Here is a 25,176-nt window from a genome sequence, read left to right as displayed (position 1 = left end):
TTAGTCACTTTTATATCTTCACAACTGCGATACGTTTTCTCCTTCAACAAGGAGGGGGCGTGCTCGCCAGGTTGGGGAGGGCGCGAAGTGAACATGGCAGAACACTCTGAGGGGCGGCCGGACGGCGGCGGCAGTACCGCGTCCCCGGTCTTCGTGGACAGCAGTGGGGGGCGGCGCAGGAGGTGGCGCCGCCTGGGCTGGGCACTGGGGGCCGCGGGCGGCGGTTACGCACTGGTCCTGGCGGTGAGCATGATCGGCGGCAACTCCGACGCGCCCTGGGGTGTGCTGATACCGGGCTCGGGGGACGGCTCCGGTGCGGCGCGCGTCGTACCCGAACCGGCCGGTGACGACGGGAAGTCGACGCCCGGAGCCGCGACGGGCCGTAGCTCGGGGGAGCCCGCTCCCGGCGTCTCCGCCCCGGCGGCCGTCACCCGGTTCGTGGACGAGGCGCGGGTGCCGAGGAAGTCGCCGCAGCCCGCACCCGGTGCCCGCGCGTCCGCCGGATCGGACCCCGAGAGGACACCGGCACGCGGGAACGAGGGCGGCACCACCACCGGCGGAACGGGCGGTGCGACGCCCACGCCGGGTAATCCGCCCGCCGAGCCGACGGGCGGCGTGGCCACGGGCTCGACCGGCGCTCCCACGGAGCCCGGTACGGAACCCACCTCGGAGCCCACGGCCTCCTCGGGGCCCTCGCCTCAGGGCGGACTGCTGGACCGGATCGTCGATCAGCTCGCCGGCCCGGCGACGGCAGGCCGGGAGTGAACGACGCCTCGCCGGGCCTGAAGCCGACCGGACAGGGCGAGCAGACCGACGGGATCAAGCAGCTCAAGCGGCGCAGGCAGCCCAAGAGGCCCCGGCTGCCGCTGCGTTATCTGCTGCCGTCGGTCCTGCTGCTCGTCGTCGTGGTGATGCTGCTGCTGCGCGGCTACGTGCACAGCGAATTCCTCGCCGACCACCGGGTGCGCCCGCCTGCGCCCACCGATTCCGTGCCGGAGCGGGTGCTCGACGGCGGGCCGGTGCTCGACGCACGCGGCGAACAGCCCGTCGGGCACCGCGTACCGGACCGCAAGCTCGTGCTGACCTTCGACGACGGTCCCGACCCGGAGTGGACGCCGAAGATCCTCGACAAGCTCGCCGAACACCGCGCACACGCCGTCTTCTTCGTCACCGGCATCATGACGGCCCGCCACCCGGAACTGGTGCGGCGGATGGTCGCGGAGGGCCACGAGGTGGGGCTGCACACCTTCAACCACCCCGACCTCTCCTACCAGTCCACATCCCGCATCGAGCGTGAACTCGCCCAGAGCCAGCTCGCGTTGGCGGGCGCAGCAGGGGTGCATACGTCACTGTTCCGGCCGCCGTACTCCTCGACGGCCGACGCGCTCGACGACAAGTCGTGGCCCGTGGTCCGCGAGGTCGCCCGGCGCGGCTACATCACCGCGTTCATCGACACCGACAGCCGGGACTGGGCACGTCCCGGAGTCGACGAGATCGTGCGGCGTGCCGAGCCACGGCGGCCCGGCGAGGGGGCGGTCGTGCTGATGCACGACGCGGGCGGCGACCGCTCGCAGACGGTCGCGGCGCTGGACCGGCTGATCCCGGAGATGAGAGCGCGTGGTTATGAATTCCCGCGTCTGACCGAGGCGTTGGGGGCTCCCGGTCCCCATAAGAGGGTGCATGGGCCGGAGTTGTGGAAGGGCAGTGCCTTCGTGGGTGCGGTCGGGGTGTCCGAGAGCGTCATGGGCGTGCTCGTGGTGGCGCTGATCGCGGCCGGTGTCCTGGTCGCCGCGCGGTTCGCGGCGCTGCTCCTGCTGTCGACGGTCCATGTGCGGCGCGTACGGCGCCTGGACGTGCGATGGCGGCGCGTACGACGGCGAGGCGTACGACCTCGGCACGGGCACGGACCCGAGGGCGGCCACGACGCCGGTTCCGGGCGCCCGGCGGTGACCGCGCCCGTAAGCGTGCTGGTGCCCGCGTACAACGAACGTGAGTGCATCGCCAACACCGTGCGCTCCCTCGCGGCGAGCGACCATCCGCTGGAAGTGCTCGTGATCGACGACGGTTCCACGGACGGCACCGCCGAGATCGTCGAAGCGCTGCGACTGCCGGCCGTGCGCGTGCTGCGCCAGGCCAACGCGGGCAAGGCGGCGGCTCTCAACAACGGCCTGCGGCACGCCTGTTACGACCTGATCGTGATGATGGACGGCGACACCGTCTTCGAGCCCACGACCGTCGGCGAGCTGGTGCAGCCGTTCGCGGACGGGCGCGTGGGCGCCGTCGCCGGGAACGCGAAGGTCGGCAACCGCGGCAGGCTGATCGGCGCGTGGCAGCACATCGAGTACGTGATGGGCTTCAACCTCGACCGCCGCATGTACGACGTGCTGCGATGCATGCCCACCATCCCCGGTGCGGTCGGCGCCTTCCGGCGCCAGGCGCTGGAGCGCGTCGGCGGAATGAGCGACGACACCCTCGCCGAGGACACCGACGTCACCATGGCGCTGCACCGCGACGGCTGGCGGGTCGTGTACGAGGAGCGTGCTCGGGCCTGGACCGAGGCGCCGGGAAGCGTGCGGCAGCTCTGGTCGCAGCGCTACCGCTGGAGCTACGGCACGATGCAGGCGATCTGGAAGCACCGGCGTGCGGTGCTCGAACGAGGCCCGTCGGGGCGGTTCGGCCGTGTCGGGCTGCCCCTGGTGGCGATGTTCACGGTGATCGCGCCGATGCTGGCGCCGCTGATCGACGTATTCCTCGTCTACGGGCTGGTGTTCGGGCCGACGCTGCGCACTGCGGCGGCATGGCTCGGGGTGCTGGCGTTGCAGGGCGCGTGCGCGGCGTACGCGTTCCGCCTGGACCGCGAACGGATGGCGCCGCTGCTGACGTTGCCCCTACAGCAGCTTCTGTACCGGCAGTTGATGTATGTGGTGCTGATGCAGTCGTGGATCACGGCTCTGACGGGCGGGCGGCTGAGCTGGCAGAAGCTGCGGCGCACGGGGCTGCTGAGCGCGGCGCCGCCGGGCCGGGCGCCCGCCGCAGGAACCGTGTCCGCGGTGGTGCCGGACGCTCGGCAGCACGCGCGGGAGCAGCAGCACGCTCGGGAGCAGCACGCACGGGAGAGGAGCGCCGTCGGATGAGCGCCGACTCCCGTGCGGACGGACCGGTTTCGGCGCCGGTGACCGGCCACGCGCCTGTGCCTGAGGCCCTGCCGGTGCCGTCGTCGGCGTCCGGGTCCGTACGGGAATCCGCCAAGGCTCCCGTACGCGACCGCTATCTCGACCTGCTGCGCGCCCTCGCCCTGGTGCGGGTCGTCGTCTACCACACCTTCGGCTTCGCCTGGCTGACGTTCCTCTTCCCTTCCATGGGCGTGATGTTCGCGCTCGCCGGGTCCCTGACGGCACGCTCACTCGCCCGCCCGGCCCTCGGCGTGCTGCGTGGCAGGGCCCGCCGCCTGCTGCTGCCGCTGTGGCTCTACGGCGCGGTGCTGCTCAGCGTGCTGTCCGTACAGGGCTGGCGGCCGTGGCAGGGGCCGGAAGGCGGTCCGCTGCGGATGCTGTGCTGGCTGGTGCCGCTGGGCAGCCCGCCGTACCCGGAGGAGATCGGGAGCAACGGCGGCCTGCTGGACGTCAGTTGGGCGCTGGAGGCGGCCGGTCCGCTGTGGTACCTGCGTACCTATCTGTGGTTCGTGCTGGCCTCGCCGCTGCTGCTGCGTGCCTTCCGGCGACTGCCATGGGTGACGCTGCTGGCGCCGCTGGCGCTCACCGCGGTCCTCGGCACCGGCCGGCTAGCCGTGCCCGGCGAACTCGGCGAGGCCCTGGGGGACTTCGCGGTCTACGGCTCGTGCTGGCTCCTCGGCTTCGCCCACCACGACGGTCTGCTGCGGCGCATACCCGGCTACGCGGTGGCTCTCGCGGCACCCGTGGCGATGGCGGCGGGTCTGTGGTGGGCGAGCGGACACCCCGGCGAGGACGGCCTCGACCTCAACGGCATCCCGCTCGCACAGGCCCTGTGGTCGTTCGGGTTCTGCGCGGTGCTGCTGCGCGTCAGCCCTTCGTGGCATCGGCTGCCGGGACCGCTGCGGGCTCTGGAGCGTCCCGTCACGCTCGCCAACTCCCGTGCCGTGACGCTCTATCTGTGGCATCAGCCCGCGCTGATCGCCACGGTGCCGCTGCTGGACCTGCTGTGGCGCATCCCGGTCGTCGGCGACTCGGCGAGCCTGTCGGGAGCGCTGGAGAGCTGGTACGACGTGCTGATGTTCCTGGCCGTGTGGCCGCTGGTGGGGCTGCTGATCGCGGTGTTCGGCTGGGCCGAGGACATCGCCGCGAGGCGCCGGGCGCGGCTGTGGCCCCGTACGAAGACGGCGCCCGGGCTGCCGGGACCGGGACGGGGACGGGGACCGTCGAGACCGGCAACGGCACCGGCACCGGCACCGGCCTCCGCGGCGCCCGGCGGTCCTCTCACCGGCGCCGACCGCCCCAGGTGAGCGCAAGGTTTCCCGTACGACACCTCACAGCACGGCGGTGAAACGCGCCGCGCCTAGCTTCGGCCGCAGCACCGGAGAACGAGTGGAGGCGAGGCGCCATGACCGCTGCGACCGCTGCGCCCGACGGCGCACAGAAGAACGCCGCACAGAAGAACGGCCCACCTGGAAGCCGCACTCACGGCACGGGCCGCTGGATAGAGAAGTGGGACCCGGAGGACGAGACCTTCTGGCGCGAGACCGGCGAGCGCGTCGCCCACCGCAACCTCCTGCTGTCCGTCTTCTCCGAGCACATCGGCTTCTCCGTATGGACGCTGTGGTCGGTGCTGGTGCTGTTCATGGGGCCCGAGTACGGCATCGACCCGGCGGGGAAGTTCCTGCTGATCTCGGCGGCGACGCTGGTGGGGGCGGTCGCCCGGGTCCCGTACACCTTCGCCGTCGCACGCTTCGGCGGCCGCAACTGGACGGTGATCAGCGCGAGTCTGCTGCTGATCCCCACGGTGGCTGCGCTCGTGGTGACCGAACCCGGCACGTCCTACGCGACGTTCATGGCGGTCGCGCTGCTCACCGGCGTCGGCGGCGGCAACTTCGCCTCGTCCATGACCAACATCAACTCCTTCTTCCCGCTGCGCCGCAAGGGCTGGGCCCTCGGCGTCAACGCGGGCGGAGGCAACATCGGCGTGCCCGTCGTCCAGCTCGCGGGGCTCGGGGTGATCGCCGCCGCGGGGGCCGGGCATCCCCGCGTACTGCTGGGAATCTACGTCCCGCTGATCGTGGCCGCCGCCGTCTGCTCCGCACGCTGGATGGACAACCTGGCGCCCGTACGCAACGACACAGGCGCCGCCCGCGAGGCACTGCGCGATCCGCACACCTGGATCATGTCGTTCCTCTACATCGGGACGTTCGGCTCGTTCATCGGCTACAGCTTCGCCTTCGGGCTGGTGCTTCAGACGCAGTTCGCGCGTACGCCGCTCGAAGCCGCGTCGCTCACCTTCCTCGGGCCGCTGCTGGGGTCCCTGGTGCGGCCGGTGGGCGGGCAGCTCGCGGACCGCTTCGGCGGTGCGCGGATCACGCTGTGGAACTTCGCGGCGATGGGCGCGGCGACGCTCGTGGTCGTGGCTGCCTCGCTGCGGGAGTCGCTGCCGTTCTTCCTCGCGGGATTCACCGCGCTGTTCGTGCTGAGCGGCCTGGGCAACGGCTCCACGTACAAGATGATCCCGGCGATCTTCCACGCCAGGGCACTGGCGGGCGGCGGCAGTCCCGTCGGCGACGGCCGTGACGGCGCCGCCGAGGACGCAGCCGCCGTCGGACGGCGGCGCTCGGGCGCGGCGATGGGCCTGATCGGCGCGGTCGGTGCGCTCGGCGGGCTGGGCATCAATCTCGCCTTCCGGCAGTCGTTTGAGACGGTGGGTACGGGGACGGCGGCCTATCTGACCTTCCTCGGCTTCTACGCGGTGTGCTGTGCGGTGACCTGGGCCGTCTATCTGCGGCGCCCGTCCGCACCGGTACCGGCACCGGCGTAACAGCCGGGAAACCCCGGAGTACCGAGCCCGTCATCCGCCGTTGACAGGCTCGGTACTTCGTACGAGCAAAGGCGGAGCGCGAAAGACATGCGGGAGCACGACGAGGCGACGGACCGGCGGGACGGGCACGCGGAGGACGCGCGTGCCCGCGACGGTCGCGGCGCGCTGAACAAGCGGGGCGGTCACCGGGACGGCGAGCGGCAGTTGAAGCCGCTCGCCGGATTCACCGTGGGCGTCACCGCGGCCCGCCGCGCCGAGGAACTGGGCGCCCTGCTGGAACGCCGCGGCGCGAGCGTGCTGCACGCCCCCGCGCTGCGCATCGTCCCCCTCGCGGACGACACCGAACTCCTCGACGCCACCAGGGCGTTGGTGGCACACGCCCCCGACACCGTGATCGCCACGACGGCCATCGGCTTCCGCGGCTGGGTCGAGGCCGCCGAGGGCTGGGGCCTCGGCTCGGAACTGCTCAAGCGCCTGGCCGACGTGGAGGTGCTTGCGCGCGGCCCGAAGGTACGCGGCGCCATCCGCGCGGCGGGACTGAAGGAGACCTGGTCGCCGGAGTCCGAGTCGATGGCGGAGGTACTGGACCGGCTGCTCGCACAGGGCGTCGACGGCCACCGCATCGCACTCCAGCTCCACGGCGAGCCGCTGCCGGGTTTCGTCGAGTCGCTGCGCGCGGCGGGCGCGGAGGTCGTCGGCGTGCCCGTCTACCGCTGGATGCCCCCCGAGGACATCGCCCCCGTCGACCGGCTCATCGACGCGACGCTCGCCCGCGGCGTCGACGCCCTCACCTTCACCAGCGCGCCCGCCGCCGCGTCCCTGCTGGAGCGCGCGGACCGCCGCGGCGTAAGGGAGGAGCTGCTGGGAGCCATGCGCACGGACGTGCTCGCGGCCTGCGTGGGCCCCGTGACGGCGGCGCCGCTGGAGAACGAAGGCGTGCCGACCGCGCAGCCGGAACGCTTCCGCCTCGGCCCCCTCGTACAACTCCTCTGCACGCGGCTGCCGGAGAGGGCCCGCACGCTGCCCGTGGCGGGTCGCCGCGTGGCGATTCGCGGTAGCGGTGCGGTCGTCGACGGCGAGCTGCGTACGGTGCAGCCCGCGGGGATGGCTCTGCTGCGGGCACTGGCGAGGCGTCCCGGCTGGGTGGTCTCACGGGCCGAGCTGCTGCGCGCCCTCCCGGGACCCGGCAGCGACGAGCACGCCGTGGAGACCGCCATGGCACGGCTCAGGGCGGCGCTGGGCGACGCGAAGCTGATCCAGACCGTGGTCAAGCGGGGCTATCGGCTGGCCCTCGACGCGGCCCCGGAGAGCGGCAAGTACGACGCGGGCACGGACGCCTGAGCGCGATCGCCTGAGCGCGATCGCCTGAGCGCGATCGCCTGACGTGCTGCTGGGCGTAACGCCCGGCGGGCCGCCGGGGACGCGGGGCACGGACGCGTGCCCTGTCCCGCCCGTCACCCCCCGGTCACCGGTCACCCCCGGCCACCGGCCGCCCTGGCGGCTCCGCGCGGATGCACGGGGCACCGTCGTTCGCGTACGGTTGACGGCTGCCCTTGGGCGAACCTGAGAGCGCGTGACGGACACCGGCGAACACCGGCGGAACACCGGTGTGAGGCCCGGCGGACGGCGGCGGACCCCAGGGCGGCGGGCGGCGGCTCCTGCGTCGGTCCTCCCGTTCCCACCGGTTCTCATCCGTCCCGTTACGCTCCTTCCGTCCTCACCCGTCTCGCTTCCCCGCCCCGGGCCGGCAGGGGCCTGAACCAGCAGAAGGGGGCCGCGTCCTTGGCAGCGCAGCACGACTCCGTCCGTGACCGGGAGATCCGCGAGGAACAGCACCACCTGGACGGGGTGTACCGCCGGCTCGAGGAGAAGATCCACGAAGCCGAGTTCCTGATGGACGACGCCTCGAAGCGGGCCCAGGTCGGCACCCCGGGCGCGCTCGCGGAGCGCGACGCCCAGGTCTTCCGCGCGGGCGTCCATCTCAACCGGCTGAACCGCGAGTTCGAGGACTTCCTCTTCGGCCGCATCGACCTGCTGCCCGGCGCGGACGCCGAGCGTGGCCCCGACGGTGCGTACACGTCCGTGGAGCCCGCCGAGGGCGCCGTACGCCCCGACGGCACCGCCGACATCGCCGAGACCCTGCACGTGGGCCGCATGGGCGTGCTCGACGCCGACTACACCCCGCTCGTCATCGACTGGCGGGCGCCCGCCGCGGCGCCGTTCTACCGTGCGACGCCGGTCGCCCCCGGACGGGTCGTACGACGCCGGGTCATCCGCAGCAAGGGCCGCAAGGTCCTCGGCGTCGAGGACGACCTGCTGCGCCCCGAGGTCACCGCACGCCTCGGCGGCGAGGAGCTGGCCGTCACCGGCGACGGCGCCCTGATGGCGGCGCTCGGGCGTGCCCGCGGCCATGCGATGCGCGACATCGTCTCCTCCATCCAGGCCGAACAGGATCTGGTGATCCGTGCGCCCGCCGCGTCCGTCACGGAGGTCGAGGGCGGTCCCGGCACGGGCAAGACCGCCGTGGCGCTGCACCGCGCCGCCTACCTCCTCTACCAGGACCGGCGGCGCTACGCGGGCGGCATCCTCGTCGTAAGCCCCACGCCGCTGCTCGTCTCGTACACCGAAGGCGTGCTGCCCTCGCTCGGCGAGGAGGGGCAGGTCGCCGTCCGCGCCCTCGGCTCGCTCGTCGAGGGCGCCGAGGCCACCGCCTACGACGAGCAGCACGTCGCCCGCGTCAAGGGCTCGCCGCGCATGGCGAAGGTGCTGCAACGCGCGGCCCGTACGGCGCTCGACGCCGGCGAGGTGCCCGACTCGCTGCGCGTCGTGGCGTTCCGCAACCGGGTCGAGCTGGACGCCGCCGAACTGCGCCAGGTGCGCCGCCAGGTGCTCGGCGGCACCGCCCCCGTCAACCTGATGCGGCCCCGCGCACGGAGGTTCCTGCTGGACGCCCTCTGGGAGAAGTCCGGCGCGGGCCGCCGCTACACCGACCCGGAGCTGGCCGCCGAGGCACGCGAGGGCTTCGACGACGACATCTCCGCCGAGGACGAGTTCACGGCCTTCCTCGACGCGTGGTGGCCGGAGCTGACACCGCGCAGGGTGCTGGCGTCGCTCGCCGACGAGGCGGCACTCGCCCGCGCCGCGGGGGTTCCCGTCCGGCAGGGCCGCACACGGCCGGGCAGGCCGGGCGGCCAGGGCCGCGACGGCGCACGCACCCGGGGCCGCCGCCTTATGGAGCGCGGCGAGGTGACCGCCGTCGCCGAGTCCCTGCGCCGCCTGGGCGACGACGGCGAGGGCCCGCTGTCCGTACACGACGTGGCGCTCCTCGACGAGCTGCGCGTGCTGCTCGGCCCGCCGCCCAGGCCGACGCGCCGCGAGTCGGAGCCGTCGCCCGCGGAAGTGCTCGAACAGCTCACCGGCCTGGACGAGTTGACGACGGCGGCCGACCGCGACCCCACGGCCCGCCGCGAGCGCGCGGAACGCCACACCGAGGAGCGCACCGACTACGCGCACGTCATCGTCGACGAGGCGCAGGATCTGACGCCCATGCAGTGGCGCATGGTCGGCCGCCGCGGCAGGCACGCCACCTGGACGGTCGTCGGCGACCCGGCCCAGAGTTCCTGGCCCGACACCCGCGAGGCCGACGAGGCGCGCGCCGACGCCCTCGGCGCCCGCTCCCGCCGCCGCTTCGAACTGACCGTCAACTACCGCAACCCCGCGGAGATCGCGGAGCTCGCCGACCGCGCACTGGCCCTCGCGATGCCCGGCATGGCACCCCCGAAGGCAGTGCGTTCGACGGGCCTGCGTCCCCGATTCACCGCCGTGGAGGGCGAGTTGGGCGCGGCAGTACGGGACGAGGCGCAGCGCGCACTGGCCGAGGTGGACGGCACCGTGGGGGTCGTAGTGGCGATGCACCGCAGGGAGGAGGCGCGGCGCTGGCTGGCCGGGCTCGGGGACCGCGTGGTGGCCCTGGGAAGCCTTGAGGCCAAGGGACTTGAGTACGACGCGACACTCGTGGTGTCACCGGCGGAGATCGCGGGCACCGGCCGCGGCGGCGCCGGTTCGAGCACCGGGGGAGACGCTGAGGAAGGCCCCGGCGGCCCGGGCACCGGCGGCCCGGCGACGGCCGGACTACGGGTGTTGTACGTGGCTCTGACTCGGGCGACGCAGCGGCTGACGGTGCTGTCCGGGGAGCTGGATCTGCCGGACGCGGACGGCGTTCCGGAGCTGCTCAGAGACTGACGGAAGGGCGGCGGACCGCCGAGGTGACTTGCCGCCGAGGAAGGGAATCCCTTCCAGAGGCTGTTTGTTAGCCTGGATGTGGCACCGGCCCGATCCATGCCCCCGGGCCCAACCATTGTCGCTTCGAGCGACCACTTGCCGCGAGGCGAGCTGGCGGGTCGGTGTCACCAAAGACTTCCCGAGCTTCCGCTTCACGGAAGCTCCGCGCAGGGGTTCGCGTCTCCGGCCTTCAGCCGATGATGCGGACCCCTTCCGCCTGCGGGCCCTTGCGGCCCTCCGCGATCTCGAACTCGACCCGCTGGGTGTCCTGAAGGCTGCGGTAGCCCTCTCCGTGGATCGAGCTGTAGTGGACGAAGACGTCCGGTCCGCCGTTCTCCTGGGCGATGAAGCCGTAGCCCTTCTCGGCGTTGAACCACTTGACGGTGCCCTGAGCCATTCCTGGTCTCCCTGTATGCATATGGGGTTTGCGGGCCGATCCTAGGCTGAGATGGGGCGCTTTGAAGTGATTTGGGGCGTAGACACAGAGTTTCGCGCCGGTGCCCAGAAGGCGGGGGGCGGAGGCGCTCCGAGCATCGGTATCTCGTACTGTGGAAGGCTCTTTCCGCACTGAGAGCCCCCGCTGGTTCACGGGTTACCTCGTACCGGAGGGTAGGTGGGACGATCTGTTGACGCGCCCCACCCCTGGACACCGATACTTCGGCGCCTCGGTCCGGTGCGGCACCACGCGTCAAGGGAAAGCAGAGGGAAGTCGGCAATGAGCGCGCCCAGCGTCTCCTACTCGATGACTGTCCGCCTGGAGGTCCCCGCGGGAGGGACGGCGGTCAGCCAGATCACCACGGTCGTGGAGTCGTCGGGCGGTTCGGTCACCGGCCTCGATGTCACCGCCTCCGGGCACGAGCGGCTCCGTATCGACGTCACGATCGCCGCGTCGTCCACCGCGCACGCCGACGAGATCGTGGCCGAGCTGCGCGGCATCGAGGGCGTGGTGCTCGGCAAGGTCTCCGACCGTACGTTCCTGATGCACCTCGGCGGCAAGATCGAGATGTCGTCGAAGCACCCCATTCGCAACCGCGACGATCTCTCCATGGTCTACACGCCCGGCGTGGCCCGCGTGTGCACGCAGATCGCCGAACACCCCGAGGACGCACGGCGGTTGACGATCAAGCGGAACAGCGTCGCCGTGGTCACCGACGGCTCTGCCGTACTGGGCCTCGGCAACATCGGGCCCCAGGCCGCGCTGCCCGTGATGGAGGGCAAGGCGGCCCTCTTCAAACGCTTCGCCGGGATCGACGCATGGCCGATCTGCCTGGACACCCAGGACACGGACACGATCGTGGAGATCGTGCGGTCGATCGCCCCGGGCTTCGCCGGCATCAACCTGGAGGACATCTCCGCACCGCGCTGCTTCGAGATCGAGGCTCGGCTGCGTGAACTCGTCGACATCCCCGTCTTCCACGACGACCAGCACGGCACGGCCATCGTCGTGCTCGCCGCGCTTTACAACGCGCTGCGCGTCGTCGACAAGCGCATCGAGGACATCCGCGTGGTGATGTCCGGGGCGGGAGCCGCCGGCACGGCCATTCTGAAGCTGCTGCTCGAGGCAGGCGTCAAGCACGCGATCGTCGCCGACATCCACGGTGTGGTGCACGACGGGCGCGAGGACCTCGTCGGCGAGGCCGAGGGCTCACCGCTGCGCTGGATCGCCGACAACACCAACTCCGAAGGCGTCACCGGCACTTTGAAGGACGCCGTGGCCGGCAGCGACGTCTTCATCGGAGTCTCCGCGCCGAATGTGCTCAACGGCACAGACGTGGCGCGCATGGCGGAGGGCGCGATCGTATTCGCGCTCGCCAACCCGGACCCGGAGGTCGACCCCGCGGTCGCCCGCGAGACGGCTGCCGTCGTGGCCACGGGCCGCTCCGACTTCCCGAACCAGATCAACAACGTGCTGGTCTTCCCGGGCGTCTTCCGTGGCCTGCTGGACGCCCAATCGCGTTCCGTCAACGACGAGATGATGCTGGCCGCCGCCCGCGCGCTCGCCGACGTGGTGCTCGTCGACGAGCTGAACCCGAACTACATCATCCCCAGCGTCTTCAACGAGAAGGTCTCCGGGGCCGTGGCAGGCGCCGTGCGGGACGCGGCACGCGCTGCGGGCGAGGCCGTCACCGCGCACGTGCCCGCGACCACGGCCGCTGCCGCCTCGGCGGCGGAGGCCACCGCGGAGTGAGCACGCCCGCACCGTCCAGGCGCGGCCCGCGCCGCCTCCCCGACGTGCAACGCGTCACTCCCTGACGTCCCGTGCGTCACTTCCCGACGTGCCGTGCGTCACTTCCCGGCGTGCGGCGTACCGGCCCACGGGCCGCACGGCGGCGGTTCGCGCGCGGCGCGGGGGGTACACGCGGCCCGGTGAGTTCATGTCCGAAGTGGCCCGGGAACCGGCCGCTCACCGCGTGGTGGCACGGCGCGTCGCGAGGTGCGGGGTCACGGAGCCCCCTCTAGGGTTGCGGCAGACACAAGCCTGTGGGGCGTCAGCACAGCGCGGCCCGTCGCCGCCGCTCGTGTGACTCCGCAGTTGTCAGTACGTTCCGGATTGGCTTTCCCGCCGCACGTAGGGGCAGGATTCGTCTCCAGGGGACTTCGTCCTGGGGATTCCCCAAGGGGCGGGAGGGTCTCAAAAGCAGACCCTGGTCAGGGGACTGTCCGAGGGCCCTGGCAGCATCGGCTTCGATCTCACGCCTCATCGGCAAGAAGAACACGGGAGTAACGAGTTATGAACCGCAGTGAGCTGGTGGCCGCTCTCTCCGAGCGCGCCGAGGTGACCCGTAAGGACGCCGACGCCGTTCTGGCCGCCCTCGCCGAGACCGTCGGCGAGGTCGTCTCCAAGGGCGACGAGAAGGTCACCATCCCCGGTTTCCTCACCTTCGAGCGCACGCACCGTGCGGCCCGTACCGCGCGGAACCCGCAGACCGGAGACCCGATCGAGATTCCGGCCGGGTACAGCGTGAAGGTGTCGGCCGGCTCGAAGCTCAAGGAATCCGCCAAGGGCAAGTAAGCGGCCCACGGGGCCGGGAACGGCTGCCGGCCGCTCCGGGCCACACACGACGAGGGCGGTCACCCCGCAGGGGGTGACCGCCCTTCGTGCGTCCTGGAGCACGTGATTCTCACGACACTCGCCTGGGAGCTGAGACCTGACGGCTCAGGGCCGTTCGGCCTTGGCGCCCAGTTCTGCGAGCTTGTTCATGAAGTTCTCGTAGCCGCGGTTGATCAGGTCGATGCCGTGTACGCGGGAGGTGCCCTGTGCGGCCAGTGCCGCGATCAGATACGAGAAGCCGCCGCGCAGGTCGGGGATGATCAGGTCCGAGCCCTGGAGCTTCGTCGGGCCCGAAACCACCGCGGAGTGCAGGAAGTTGCGCTGCCCGAAGCGGCAGGCGGAGCCGCCGAGGCACTCGCGGTAGAGTTGGATGTGGGCGCCCATCTGGTTCAGCGCGGAGGTGAAGCCGAGGCGGGACTCGTAGACCGTCTCGTGGACGATGGACAGCCCCGTGGCCTGGGTGAGGGCGACGACGAGCGGCTGCTGCCAGTCGGTCTGGAAGCCGGGGTGTACGTCCGTCTCCAGCGCGATGGACTTCAGGGGGCCGCCCGGGTGCCAGAACCTGATTCCCTCGTCGAGGACTTCGAAGGCGCCGCCGACCTTGCGGAAGGTGTTGAGGAAGGTCATCATCTCGCGCTGGCTCGCGCCCCTGACGAAGACGCTGCCCTCCGTCGCGAGCGCCGCGCTCGCCCAGGAGGCCGCCTCCAGGCGGTCTGGGAGCGCGCTGTGGGTGTAGCCGCCGAGCTTGTCGACGCCGGTGATGCGGATCGTGCGGTCGGTGTCCATCGAGATGATCGCGCCCATCTTCTGGAGCACGCAGATGAGGTCTTCGATCTCGGGCTCGACGGCGGCGTTGCTCAGCTCGGTGGAGCCCTCGGCGAGCACGGCCGTGAGCAGCACCTGCTCGGTGGAGCCGACGGACGGGTACGGCAGCCGGATCTTCGTGCCGCGCAGCCGCTGCGGGGCCTCCAGATACTGGCCGTCGGCTCGTTTCTCGATCGTCGCGCCGAACTGGCGCAGCACGTCGAAGTGGAAGTCGACGGGACGGCCGCCGATGTCGCAGCCGCCGAGGCCGGGGATGAAGGCGTGCCCCAGGCGGTGCAGCAGCGGGCCGCAGAAGAGGATGGGGATGCGGGAGGAGCCCGCGTGCGCGTCGATGTCGGCGACGTTGGCGCTCTCCACGTGGGACGGGTCGAGCACCAGCTCGCCCGTCTCCTCGCCGGAGGTCACGGTCGTGCCGTGCAGTTCCAGAAGGCCCCGCACGACGCGCACGTCGCGGATGTCGGGGACGTTGCGCAGCCGGCTCGGCTCGCTTCCCAGCAGCGCTGCGACCATCGCCTTCGGAACGAGGTTCTTGGCGCCACGGACACGGATCTCGCCATCGAGCGGGGTGCCGCCGTGGACGAGCAGGACGTCGTCGGTCATGGATCTCCGCGTTCCTGAAGACGGTTCGGGGCAGATGACTTGAGGCTTGGTGCGCCTCGGAAGCCCTGGAGGATTCTTGGGCAAGGACGAAGGACAATCGTAATGGTCCCGGCGCACCCCCGCGTAAGTGCCGTGGGGCGAGCGATGACGGAATGCGGAAGAACTGTCACGTTGCGTGACGTGAATGTGCCGTTGCGTGAGCGGAGTTGCGGGCGCGGTGCGGGTCGTGCGGGGGGCTCGCGGGGAGTTCGCAGCCGGTGCGCTCAGATTCCGTGCATACGTGGTGACCTGGGCGTACGCCGGGTCGAAGCGGACCGATCCGGCCGTTGGCGCACACGGAGGCCGCAGGTGCGGGATCATTGGCCTATGACCGAGGTGTCTTCGCTCACCGGGCGGCTGCTGGTCGCCACTCCGGTGCTGGCTGACCCGAACTTCGACCGGGCCGTGGTGCTGCTGCTCGACCACGACGCGGAGGGGTCGCTCGGTGTGGTGCTCAACCGCCCGACGCCCGTGGACGTAGGCGACATCCTGGAGCCCTGGGCGTCGCTCGCCGGAGAGCCCGGCGTGGTCTTCCAGGGCGGGCCGGTCTCGCTCGACGCGGCGCTCGGCGTGGCCGTCGTACCCGCGTCGCAGGGCGGCAGGCGTGCCACGGCGGACCGTGGCGCGGTACGGGACGGTGCCGGGGTGTCCGCGGACCGCCGCGACGGCGAGCACGAGGGACGCGAGGAGCGCGAGGACGACGACGAGGCCCATGACGGGCCGCTGGGCTGGCGCCGTGTGCACGGCGCGATCGGCCTTGTCGACCTGGAGGCGCCGCCGGAGCTGCTCGCCGCCGAGCTGGGCTCGCTGCGGATCTTCGCCGGATACGCCGGGTGGGGTCCGGGGCAGCTTGAGAAGGAGCTGTCCGAGGGCGCGTGGTACGTCGTGGAGTCCGAGCCGGGCGACGTCTCGTCCCCCTCGCCCGAGCGTCTGTGGCGGTCCGTGCTGCGGCGCCAGCGCAACGAACTGGCGATGGTGGCCACGTACCCGGACGATGCGTCGCTGAATTAGGCTTGGTCCGCATGAGCACTGTTGAGCCTGAGCGCGGTACGGGCACCGGCACCCTCGTCGAACCGACGCCGCAGACTTCGCATGGAGACGGCGACCACGAACGGTTCGCCCATTACGTCCAGAAGGACAAGATCATGGCGAGCGCCATGGACGGGACTCCCGTCGTGGCGCTCTGCGGCAAGGTCTGGGTGCCAGGGCGTGACCCGAAGAAGTACCCGGTCTGTCCCATGTGCAAAGAGATCTACGAGACGATGAGTTCCGGCGGTGACAAGGGCGGCGGCAAGGACGGCAAGGGCGGCGGCAAGTAGCCGCGCGCTTCGCGCGGATCGCCGTAGAGACTGCCGTGAGCGGAGCTGGGTCCGGGCGGTGAAGTCGCCCGGGTCGCTTGACCGTTCGGGGCGTTGACGTCCGGGAGGCTGCGCCCGACCCGGTGGCCCCGGCCGACCGCTAGGCCCGGCTGTCACGGGCTCTCGTTCCTCTTCGCCCGTCCTCCTTACGCTCCGCTCCGGCTGCGTTCCGTCTCCTTCCGCCGGTGCCCCGGTGGTACACCGTGCAAGGCTCATGTCGCGCCCCGTCCGTCCCCTCACCGGGACGGGCGGGGCGCTTCGCATTGAACTGGGGCGGGCGCCGGGCCGGTGTGCCCCTCCGAATGCTCCAAGGCGCACGTGGTGGTTCGCGGCACACACCCGGGAAGGATTGGTCGAGACCTATTGCCGGACGTGGCGGGGGCTCGTAATCTCCTAGCGGTTGTGCGATGCGGAACTTGCGTTGCGAACTCTGCAACGCCCTGGGAGGGTTGGGGGTTCGCCGTGAAGTCGGCCGTACGAACTGCTGCCGCACATGCCGTACTCGCCGTACTCGCCGTACGAACTGCCGTACGCAGAACGCCACTCGCTTCGGCGTCGGCGCTGGCGCCGGCACTCGCGCTGACGGGCACGCTGCTGTCGGGTTGTGCGCCGTCCACGTCCGGCGGCACGCCGCAGAAGGACGACAAGAGCGGCACGCTGCGGGTCTGGCTCTTCCGCGAGGTCGGCAACGGGCCCAAGGAGCGCGTAGTCGACGGTGTGGTGCGGAAGTTCGAGAAGCAGCACAGGGGCGTGCGGGTCGATGTGCAGTACATCCCCGTCGACAGCCGCGCCGAGCGGATCAAGGGCGCCTTCAACGACCCTTCGTCCGCGCCCGACGTCATCGAGTACGGCAACACGGACACCGCCGGATATGTGGAGAGCGGCGGACTGGCCGATGTGAGCGACGAGTTCGCCGACTGGCCGCAGACGCGCGACATCGACCCGACGGCGAAGAGGTCGGTGACGGTGGACGGGCGGATCTACGGCGCGCCGCTGTTCGTGGGCGTGCGTGCGCTGTACTACCGCACCGGCGTCCTCAAGGACCTCGGCATCGAGGTGCCCCGTACGCTCGGCGAAGTCGCCGCCGCCGCACGGAAGATACGGGCGAAGCGGCCCGGCATGCACGGCCTGGCCGTGGGCGGTGCCTACACGTACGGCGCCATGCCGTTCATCTGGGCGCACGGCGGCTCGCTCGCCGGGAGGAAGCGGGACGGAACGTTCACGTCCCGCATCGACGGCGCTCGGGCCGAGCGCGGAATCGCCGCCTACACGGACCTGTTCGGCGACGACAACTGCCCGGCCGCGAAGTGCGCGCAGATGGGCGGCAACGAGGCGGTCGAGTCCTTCGCGGCGGGCAAGGCCGCGATGGTCGTCGCCGGAGACTTCAACCGGCGTGCCGTCGAGGACGGCAAGGCCGGGGACGACTACGACGTCGTACCGCTCCCCGGCGTCGAGCGGGGCAGCATCGCGCCCGCCTTCGCCGGCGGCAACAACATCGGTGTGGTGAAGAGCACTTCGCACCGCACGCTGGCCGTGGCGCTGATGCGGGAGCTGGCCGGGAAGTCCACGCAGCGGCGGCTCTTCGACGCCATGGGCTTTCTGCCGACGTTCACCGACACACGTGAACAGGCCGCCGAGAAGGAGCAGTTCGCCGAGCCGTTCGTCGAAACACTCGATGCCGGAACGGAGTTCGTGCCAGCGACCCCCGCATGGGCGGAGATAGACGCCGGGCAGGTGCTGCCTGCGATGTTCCAGCAGATCGCCGCGGGGAAGCGGAGCGTGCACGAGGCCGCGGCGGAGGCCGCGCGGAAGATGGACGAGGCGTTCGCGAAGTGAGCGCGTTCGCGCCCGCCCGGCGGCCGGGACCGGCCCAGTCCCGCACGCGTGGGGTCAGGGGCGGCCGTGCCCGCGCAGGGCCCGACAGGCCCGTGCGGCAAGGGAGCCGGACCCCCTGGCTCTGTCTGGCTCCGGCGCTGCTGGTGCTCGCTGGGCTGCTGGCCTACCCCGTCTACCAGCTCGGCCTGATCTCGCTGCTCGAATACACCCAGGCCCAGGTCAGCGGCGGCAGGCCGACGTCCTTCCAGGGACTGGGCAACTACGCGAGGCTCTTCTCCGACGGCATGTTCCGGCAGGTGCTGCTGGCGACGGTGCTCTTCGCCGCCGCCTGCGTGGTGGGCACCCTCGCCACCGGCTGTTCGCTGGCGGTGCTGCTCACCCGCGTCAGGGCGCTGCCGCGGCTGCTGCTTTCGCTGGCGGCGCTGGGGGCGTGGGCGACGCCCGCCGTCACCGGCTCCACGGTCTGGCTGTTCCTCTTCGACGCCGACTTCGGGCCCGTCAACAGGGTGCTGGGACTCGGTGACTTCTCCTGGACGTACGGCCGCATGAGCGCCTTCGCGCTGGTCTTCCTCGAAGTGGTGTGGTGCTCGTTCCCGCTGGTGATGGTCACGGTGTACGCGGGGATCAGGGCCGTACCGCAGGAGGTGCTGGAGGCCGCCGCGCTCGACGGGGCGTCGCAGTGGCGCACTTGGCGCAGTGTGACGGCGCCGATGCTGCGGCCCGTACTGCTCGTCGTGACGGTCCAGTCGGTGATCTGGGACTTCAAGATCTTCACGCAGATCTATGTGATGACGGGCGGCGGCGGAGTCGCGGGGCAGAATCTCGTGCTCAATGTGTACGCGTACCAGAAGGCGTTCGCGTCCTCGCAGTACAGCCTCGGAGCGGCGATCGGTGTCGTGACGCTGCTCGTACTTCTCGCCGTCACGGTGCTGTATCTCCGGCTGATGAGGAGGAGGGGCGAGGAGCTGTGAGATCCGCGGTCGCGGTACGCGCGAGACGGCCCGTAAGGGCGACTGCGAAGGTGTGGCGTGCCGCGGCGGAGACGACGGCGGTGGGCGTCGCGCTCGTGGTGGCCTTTCCCCTGTACTGGATGGTGCTTTCGGCGTTCAAACCGGCCGGGGAAGTACGCTCCGCGCACCCCGTTCCATGGACGCTGAATCCGTCCCTCGACGCCTTCCAACGGGTCTTCGGGCAGCGGGACTTCGGCCGCTACTTCCTCAACAGCCTGCTGGTCGCGGGCACGGTGGTCGTCGCCTCCGCCCTCATCGCGTTTCTCGCGGCGACGGCGGTGACGCGTTTCCGTTTCCGTTTCCGTACGACGCTGCTGATCCTTTTCCTCGTGGCGCAGATGGTGCCCGTGGAGGCGCTGACCATTCCGATGTTCTTCCTCATGCGGGATATCGGCGCCCTCAACTCCCTTGTGTCGCTGGTGCTTCCGCATCTGGCGTTCTCGCTGCCGTTCGCGGTGTGGATGCTGAGGGGCTTTGTGAAGGCGGTCCCGGAGGAGCTGGAGGAACAGGCCGCGATCGACGGAGCGGGACGTGCGCGGTTCCTGTGGCGGATTCTCTTCCCGCTGGTGTTTCCCGGGCTCGTGGCCACCAGCGTCTTCTCGTTCATCTCGACGTGGAACGACTTCCTCTTCGCCAAGTCGTTCATCATCTCCGCCACCGAGAACTCGACCCTTCCCATGGCGCTGCTGGTCTTCTTCGACACCGAAACCCCCGACTGGGGCGGGGTGATGGCCGCCTCGACGGTGATGACCCTGCCCGTGCTGGTCTTCTTCGTCCTCGTGCAGCGGCGGCTGGTGGCCGGGCTCGGGGGCGCGGTGAAGGACTGACGGCTGCCCCGGACCGCCCGCGAGCGACCGGACCGCCCGCGAGCGACCGGACCGCCCCGCGAGTGAGAGGTGATGCGAGTGCCGTACGAGCCGCACAGGAGTCTCGTGCCCGCGCCCCGTTCCGTGACGGCCGGGCCCCAACAGGGCCGAGACGCAGGGGACTTCGTCGTCGGTCCGGACACGGCGCTCGACGCCGGGCCCGGCACGTCCGCCACCGCGTGCTGGCTGCGTGCCTGCCTCACACCGGCCATGGGCCTGCCGCTGCTGCCGCCGCACGGCGGGCACGCAGACCCCGGCCGTGACCCCGGCCGGACGGTGCTCGTGCTGCGTACGGACGAGACCGTCGCGGCGCGGCTGGGCCCGGAGGGCTACGAACTACGAGCCGGGCAGGGCACGTTGCGCATCACCGGCGGCGATCCCGCGGGCGTCTTCTGGGGCACGCAGACGCTGCGGCAACTGCTCGGGCCCGCCGCGTACCGGCGTGCGCGTACCACGGCGCGGGAGACCTGGACCGTCCCCGCCGTACACATCGAGGACGCGCCCCGCTTCGCCTGGCGGGGCCATCTCCTCGACGTGGCACGGCACTTCATGCCGAAGGACGGCGTACTGCGCACCGTGGACCTCCTCGCGGCGCACAAGCTCAACGTCCTGCATCTGCATCTCACCGACGACCAGGGCTGGCGCGTGGAGATCCGCCGCCACCCACGGCTGACCGGGGTGGGAGCCACCCGTGCCCGCACCCGGGTCGGCCATCGCGGCGGGCCCGGCACCGGTGGCGTCGACGGCGGCGGCCCGGACGCGCCGCTGTGGGACGAGCGTGCGCACGGCGGCTTCTACACCCAGGACGATCTGCGGGAGATCGTCGCCTACGCCGCCGAGCGGCACATCACCGTCGTACCGGAGATCGACATACCGGGGCACTCGCAGGCCGCGATCGCCGCGTACCCCGAACTCGGCAACACCGACGTCGTCGACACCGGGTCGCTGGACGTGTGGACCGACTGGGGCGTGAGCCCGAACGTGCTGGCCGCGGGCGACCATGTGCTGCGCTTCTACGAGGGCGTCCTGGAGGAGGTGCTGGAGATCTTCCCGTCCCGCTTCGTGCACCTGGGCGGCGACGAGTGCCCCAAGGACCAGTGGCGTGCCTCTGCTGCGGCACAGGCCCGTATCAGGGAGCTGGGGCTGGACGGCGAGGACGGTCTCCAGGCCTGGTTCACAAGGCACTTCGACCGCTGGCTGACCGCGCGGGGGCGCCGTCTCATCGGCTGGGACGAGATCCTCGAAGGCGGCCTCGCCGAGGGCGCCGCCGTCTCCTCCTGGCGCGGCCGGAGCGGCGGGATCGCGGCGGCACGCGCGGGCCACGACGTTGTGATGTGCCCCGAGGATCAGGTGTACCTGGACCACCGGCAGCACGGCGGCAGCGGCGAGCCCGTGCCGGTCGGCCGTGTGCGCACCCTGCGGGACGTCTACGAATTCGAGCCGGTGCCCCCGGAGTTGGCGGGAACTTCGCAGGAACGTCATGTGCTGGGCGCCCAGGCCAACATGTGGACCGAGTGCACCGAGGACCAGCGGCGCGTCGACTACCAGACCTTTCCCCGTCTCGCCGCGTTCGCCGAGACGGTCTGGTCGCCTCGACCCGGGCCCGGCGGGCGGGACTTCGAGGACTTCCGGCGGCGCATGACGGACGCGCACTACGCACGGCTGGACGCGCTGGGCGTGGCCTACCGTCCGCCCGGTGGCCCCCGTCCATGGCAGCGGCGGCCGGGCATCCCGGGACGGCCGCTCGACGGGCCGGAACCCGAGCTGGGGGAGCGGGAACCGGAGGGCGGCCCCTCGTGAGCGCGCACGTGAACGCGGGGACACCCTCGTGACCGCCGCGGGGGCGCCCTCATGACCGGGCACGTGACCGCCTGCGTGAACAGCCGCGTAACCGGGGGGCGTCCGCCGTGGCTTCGTAGCACGAAAGTCCGCACGGAAGCGGTGATCCGCACAACGCTCCCAGCATGCGGCAATTCACTGCTTGCCCGTGTGAGCTGGGGATTACCGGTCCTCGCTCCGGACAGGGGACGAGGGTGATGTCAGCGTACGGATCGGCCCATAACGGGCCCCCGCTCCGCCTGCCCGCCGAGATGTGCCAGAGTTGCCTCGTCCGGCCGGTGAGCACGTACCGTACGGGCACGGCAGCCGGGTCGACCGGGGAAGGGGCGGCTGGATTGAGCACGCAAGCACAGCATGAACAACATGCGCCACAGGCTGTGCCGTCGGTCATGCTGCCCACCACACTCGACGAGGCCGTGGCCGCGCTCCAGGCGGTGCCCGCGGCGGTGCCCGTAGCGGGCGGCACGGACCTGATGACCGGGGTCAACGCAGGGCATCTGCGGCCCGCGGCGCTCGTGGGCCTGGGGCGCATCAGCGAGATCCGCGGCTGGCAGTACCTGGACGGCGAGGCGCTGCTCGGCGCCGGCCTCACCCACGCCCGCATGGGACGCCCCGACTTCTCCGCGCTGATCCCCGCGCTCGCCGCCAGTGCGCGAGCCGCGGGACCGCCGCAGATCCGCAACGCCGGAACGCTCGGAGGCAACGTCGTCAGCGCCCACCCGACCGGCGACACCCTGCCGGTGCTGGCCGCCCTGGAGGCCACACTCGTGGTCGCGGGACCCGAAGGCGCACGCCGGGAGATCCCGGTGAGCCATCTGCTGGCCAACGTGGACATGCTGCGGCCCAGCGAGGTCGTAGGACACGTACGAGTGCCGCTGCTGCACGCGCCGCAGACCTTCCTGAAGGCCACGGGGCGCACCGGGCCCGGCCGCGCCATGGCCTCCGTCGCCGTCGTGCTCGACCCCGTGCAGCGCGGGGTGCGCTGCGCGGTCGGCGCGGTGGCGCCGATGCCGCTGCGCCCGCTGGAGGCGGAGCGCTGGATCGCGTCGCTGATCGACTGGGACGGGCAGCGCGGTCTCGCCCCCGAGGCCCTGGCCGCGTTCGGCGACTACGTCGCGATGGCCTGCATCCCCGACCCCGCCCCCGCCGAGGACGGCGGAGAGGCACCCGCACTTCCGCCCGCGGCCTTCCACTTGCGGCGTACGGTGGCGACACTGGCCCGCCGAGGACTCGGGAGGGCGCTCGCATGAGCAACGGCAGCCCGCACGACCCCAACTCGCAGGGCGAGGGGTACGGGCACGGGCAGGGTTACGCGGACGCCTACGGCGGCGGGTACGGCGAGCACCCCGACTACGGCTACGGCGAATACCCGGAGTACGGCGACTACCAGGACTACGGGGAGTACCAGGACTACGGCGAGCAGCAGCGGCAGGCCCAGCGACGCGGGGGGCCGCAGCAGCAGTCGTACCCGTCCTATCCGCAGGACGGTTCGTATCCGCAGGAGGGCTGGGGCGGCGAATCCGACCAGGACGCCACCGCCTTCGTACAGCTGCCGGCGGGGCCGCTGCCGCCGCCCGGGGCCGGGGTCGAGGCGTGGGGGCCGCTGGCCGCGCCCGGCACGGGGCAGGGCGGGTACACGCCGCCCCCGCTGGACCCGGCCGAGGTCGCGGGCCAGCAGCCCGGCGGGCAGGCAGTGCCGCCGCCTCCGGAGACCGGGGCCGCGTCCACCGGGCAGTGGGCGATGCCGTTCGGCGAGGACCCCGCCTCCTACGGGCAGCAGTACGGCGGACAGCACGCCGGGCAGTACGAGCAGCACTCGCAGCAGCAGGGCCAACAGCCCGGCGGGCCCTCGGCGTTCGGCGACCAGAGCGGCCACGGCGGGCAGGGCGGCCCCACGGGCCAGGGCGCCGCAGCGGCGCTCGCCGGTTCGCACGAGGCACGTACGCGGCGCCCGCTCGGCGCGGGCGGCGGCGCGGGCGCGGGCGAGGCGGAGGAAGCGGAAGCGATAGGAAGCGCCACGCGGCCGGGCGGCATGACGGCGCCGCAGCAGGCCACCGCCCAACAGGCCCGTCCGGCGGGCCCGTCGAGCCCCGCGAGCGCGCACTACCAGGAAGCCGAAGCGGAGGCGCACGCCCGACGCCAGGTGCCCTTCGACGGTCACCAGGCGCCGTTCGACGGTCATGACGCGCCTCCGGGTCCCGCCACGGACTCCTCGGGCGGCGACGTCGCCGACGCATACGCGGACCGGCAGCACGAGAGCGACGAGGCACCGGCGTCCGGCGCTCGGGAGCCGGGCGGCGAGAGCGGCGCGGACAGCGGCAGTTCGGGAGACACGGGCGAGCCCGAGGCACGGCCCATGGGAACGGTCCGTTCCGGCCTGCCGTTCACGCCGTCGTCGGGCCCCGCCACCACCGCGCAGAGCCCGTCGACGGAGCCGCAGACGGACACCGGCGACGAGTCCGGAACCGACAGCGGAACCGGAGCCGCGGACGTCCCCCGAGTCGAGGACGACTCGCGAGCCGGGGACGACCCCGGCGCACCGCACATGGCAGGTGCCGAAACCGAAGCCCCCGGCCCGACCACGGCACAGGCCCAGCCCGCGGCGACCCGCGAAACGGCCGCCGGGCCCGTGCAGCACGACGAAGGCGAGACCGCCACCGACGCGGAGGTCTCCGAGGAACCGCCCCTGGAACTCGCCCCCGAACTCGGCGGCGAACACCCCCACGTCTCCTACGTGTTGCACGTCAACGGCGTCGACCGCCCCGTCACCGACGCCTGGATCGGCGAGTCCCTCCTCTACGTGCTCCGTGAGCGCCTCGGCCTCGCGGGCGCCAAGGACGGCTGCTCCCAGGGCGAGTGCGGTGCGTGCTCCGTACAGGTCGACGGGCGTCTCGTCGCCTCCTGCCTCGTACCGGCGGCCACGGCGGCAGGCAGCGAGATCCGCACGGTCGAGGGCCTCGCCGTCGACGGCGTCCCCTCCGACGTGCAGCGCGCGCTCACCGAGTCGGGCGCCGTGCAGTGCGGCTTCTGCGTACCCGGGCTCGCGATGACGGTCCACGACCTGCTGGAGGGCAACCACGCGCCCAGCGAGCTGGAGACCCGCAAGGCGATCTGCGGCAACCTGTGCCGCTGCTCCGGCTACCGCGGCGTGCTCGACGCCGTACGTACGGTCGTGACCGAACGCGCAGAGCAGGCCGCCCGCGAGGAGGCCGAGGCGGAGGCCGAAGCGGAGGCGTACGAACGGGAGTTGGCGGAGGCGTCCGCGCAGATCCCGCACCAGCCCACCCACGGCGGCGGCGCGCAGTACCCGGGAGGAGGCGGCGCATGAGACTCGCGACCACACCGGCCGGGCACGGGAACGCACCGGCGGCCGTCCTCGCGAAGGCCGCCCACCGCGATTCCGCCGCGCCCGCGGCACCGGAGCCACTCACGGCCGTAAGGCGGAGTGCAACCGCGGCCCCGGGCGCAGC

The 25,176-nt window shown here is 71.9% G+C and carries 18 protein-coding genes; 16 read left to right on the top strand and 2 right to left on the bottom strand.

What is annotated here, in order from left to right; all coding sequences use genetic code 11:
• Positions 1 to 93: 93 nt before the first annotated feature.
• The 6 genes from MMA15_RS09135 (at position 94) to MMA15_RS09110 (ending at position 10,242) form a co-directional block, all read left to right on the top strand.
• Positions 94 to 765 carry a hypothetical protein gene (locus MMA15_RS09135; RefSeq protein WP_241058621.1) on the top strand — a complete coding sequence of 224 codons (672 nt, stop codon included), beginning with the start codon at positions 94 to 96 and terminating at the stop codon, positions 763 to 765.
• Between the two features lie 101 nt (positions 766 to 866).
• A complete protein-coding gene (locus MMA15_RS09130) occupies positions 867 to 3,134 on the top strand; it encodes a bifunctional polysaccharide deacetylase/glycosyltransferase family 2 protein (RefSeq protein WP_241063103.1) in 2,268 nt (755 codons plus the stop codon).
• Positions 3,131 to 4,480: an acyltransferase family protein gene (locus MMA15_RS09125; protein WP_241058620.1), complete on the top strand. Its 1,350-nt coding sequence runs from the start codon at positions 3,131 to 3,133 to the stop codon at positions 4,478 to 4,480. Before MMA15_RS09130 ends, MMA15_RS09125 begins: the two co-directional genes overlap by 4 nt.
• Positions 4,481 to 4,578: 98 nt before the next feature.
• Positions 4,579 to 6,000, top strand: coding sequence for a nitrate/nitrite transporter (locus MMA15_RS09120; protein ID WP_241058619.1), 1,422 nt, complete (start codon positions 4,579 to 4,581; stop codon positions 5,998 to 6,000).
• Positions 6,001 to 6,087: 87 nt separating this feature from the next.
• Positions 6,088 to 7,341, top strand: a complete 1,254-nt coding sequence (locus MMA15_RS09115; RefSeq protein WP_241058618.1) for a uroporphyrinogen-III synthase — start codon at positions 6,088 to 6,090, stop codon at positions 7,339 to 7,341.
• A gap of 441 nt (positions 7,342 to 7,782) precedes the next feature.
• On the top strand, positions 7,783 to 10,242 hold the full coding sequence (locus MMA15_RS09110; RefSeq protein WP_241058617.1) for a UvrD-helicase domain-containing protein: 2,460 nt from the start codon (positions 7,783 to 7,785) through the stop codon (positions 10,240 to 10,242).
• A gap of 229 nt (positions 10,243 to 10,471) precedes the next feature.
• On the opposite strand, the gene MMA15_RS09105 is transcribed toward MMA15_RS09110, so the two are convergent.
• Entirely contained in the window at positions 10,472 to 10,678 is a 207-nt protein-coding gene (locus MMA15_RS09105) for a cold-shock protein (protein WP_169133158.1), read from the bottom strand.
• 318 nt (positions 10,679 to 10,996) lie between these two features.
• Between MMA15_RS09105 and MMA15_RS09100 the strand changes: the two genes are divergently transcribed.
• Both MMA15_RS09100 and MMA15_RS09095 read left to right on the top strand, forming a co-directional pair.
• Entirely contained in the window at positions 10,997 to 12,469 is a 1,473-nt protein-coding gene (locus MMA15_RS09100; RefSeq protein WP_241058616.1) for an NAD-dependent malic enzyme, read from the top strand.
• Positions 12,470 to 13,012: 543 nt separating this feature from the next.
• Positions 13,013 to 13,294, top strand: a complete 282-nt coding sequence (locus tag MMA15_RS09095) for an HU family DNA-binding protein (protein ID WP_028433116.1) — start codon at positions 13,013 to 13,015, stop codon at positions 13,292 to 13,294.
• Between the two features lie 144 nt (positions 13,295 to 13,438).
• Here the strand turns inward: MMA15_RS09095 and murA are convergent, their stop codons facing one another.
• A complete protein-coding gene (gene murA, locus MMA15_RS09090) occupies positions 13,439 to 14,758 on the bottom strand; it encodes a UDP-N-acetylglucosamine 1-carboxyvinyltransferase (protein ID WP_241058615.1) in 1,320 nt (439 codons plus the stop codon).
• 366 nt (positions 14,759 to 15,124) lie between these two features.
• Between murA and MMA15_RS09085 the strand changes: the two genes are divergently transcribed.
• The 8 genes from MMA15_RS09085 (at position 15,125) to MMA15_RS09050 (ending at position 25,034) form a co-directional block, all read left to right on the top strand.
• A complete protein-coding gene (locus tag MMA15_RS09085; protein ID WP_241058614.1) occupies positions 15,125 to 15,808 on the top strand; it encodes a YqgE/AlgH family protein in 684 nt (227 codons plus the stop codon).
• 11 nt (positions 15,809 to 15,819) lie between these two features.
• Positions 15,820 to 16,116, top strand: coding sequence for a DUF3039 domain-containing protein (locus tag MMA15_RS09080; protein ID WP_241058613.1), 297 nt, complete (start codon positions 15,820 to 15,822; stop codon positions 16,114 to 16,116).
• 600 nt (positions 16,117 to 16,716) lie between these two features.
• The gene (locus MMA15_RS09075) at positions 16,717 to 17,991 is read left to right on the top strand and encodes an extracellular solute-binding protein (protein ID WP_372498329.1); all 1,275 of its coding nucleotides are present in this window, start codon (positions 16,717 to 16,719) and stop codon (positions 17,989 to 17,991) included.
• Positions 17,988 to 18,962, top strand: a complete 975-nt coding sequence (locus MMA15_RS09070) for a carbohydrate ABC transporter permease (protein WP_241058612.1) — start codon at positions 17,988 to 17,990, stop codon at positions 18,960 to 18,962. The genes MMA15_RS09075 and MMA15_RS09070 overlap by 4 nt, the downstream gene beginning before the upstream one ends.
• On the top strand, positions 18,959 to 19,828 hold the full coding sequence (locus MMA15_RS09065) for a carbohydrate ABC transporter permease (protein WP_241058611.1): 870 nt from the start codon (positions 18,959 to 18,961) through the stop codon (positions 19,826 to 19,828). Before MMA15_RS09070 ends, MMA15_RS09065 begins: the two co-directional genes overlap by 4 nt.
• Positions 19,829 to 19,900: 72 nt before the next feature.
• Positions 19,901 to 21,667: a beta-N-acetylhexosaminidase gene (locus MMA15_RS09060; RefSeq protein WP_241058610.1), complete on the top strand. Its 1,767-nt coding sequence runs from the start codon at positions 19,901 to 19,903 to the stop codon at positions 21,665 to 21,667.
• 428 nt (positions 21,668 to 22,095) lie between these two features.
• Positions 22,096 to 22,956: an FAD binding domain-containing protein gene (locus tag MMA15_RS09055; protein WP_241058609.1), complete on the top strand. Its 861-nt coding sequence runs from the start codon at positions 22,096 to 22,098 to the stop codon at positions 22,954 to 22,956.
• Complete coding sequence (locus tag MMA15_RS09050; RefSeq protein WP_241058608.1) at positions 22,953 to 25,034, top strand: 2Fe-2S iron-sulfur cluster-binding protein; 2,082 nt, start codon at positions 22,953 to 22,955, stop codon at positions 25,032 to 25,034. Before MMA15_RS09055 ends, MMA15_RS09050 begins: the two co-directional genes overlap by 4 nt.
• Positions 25,035 to 25,176 lie beyond the last annotated feature (142 nt).

The sequence above is a fragment of the Streptomyces marispadix genome, assembly GCF_022524345.1.
Lineage (GTDB): Bacteria > Actinomycetota > Actinomycetes > Streptomycetales > Streptomycetaceae > Streptomyces > Streptomyces marispadix.
The sequence above is the reverse complement of the archived record's forward strand: the minus strand, read 5'-3'. Positions and strand labels throughout refer to the sequence as shown.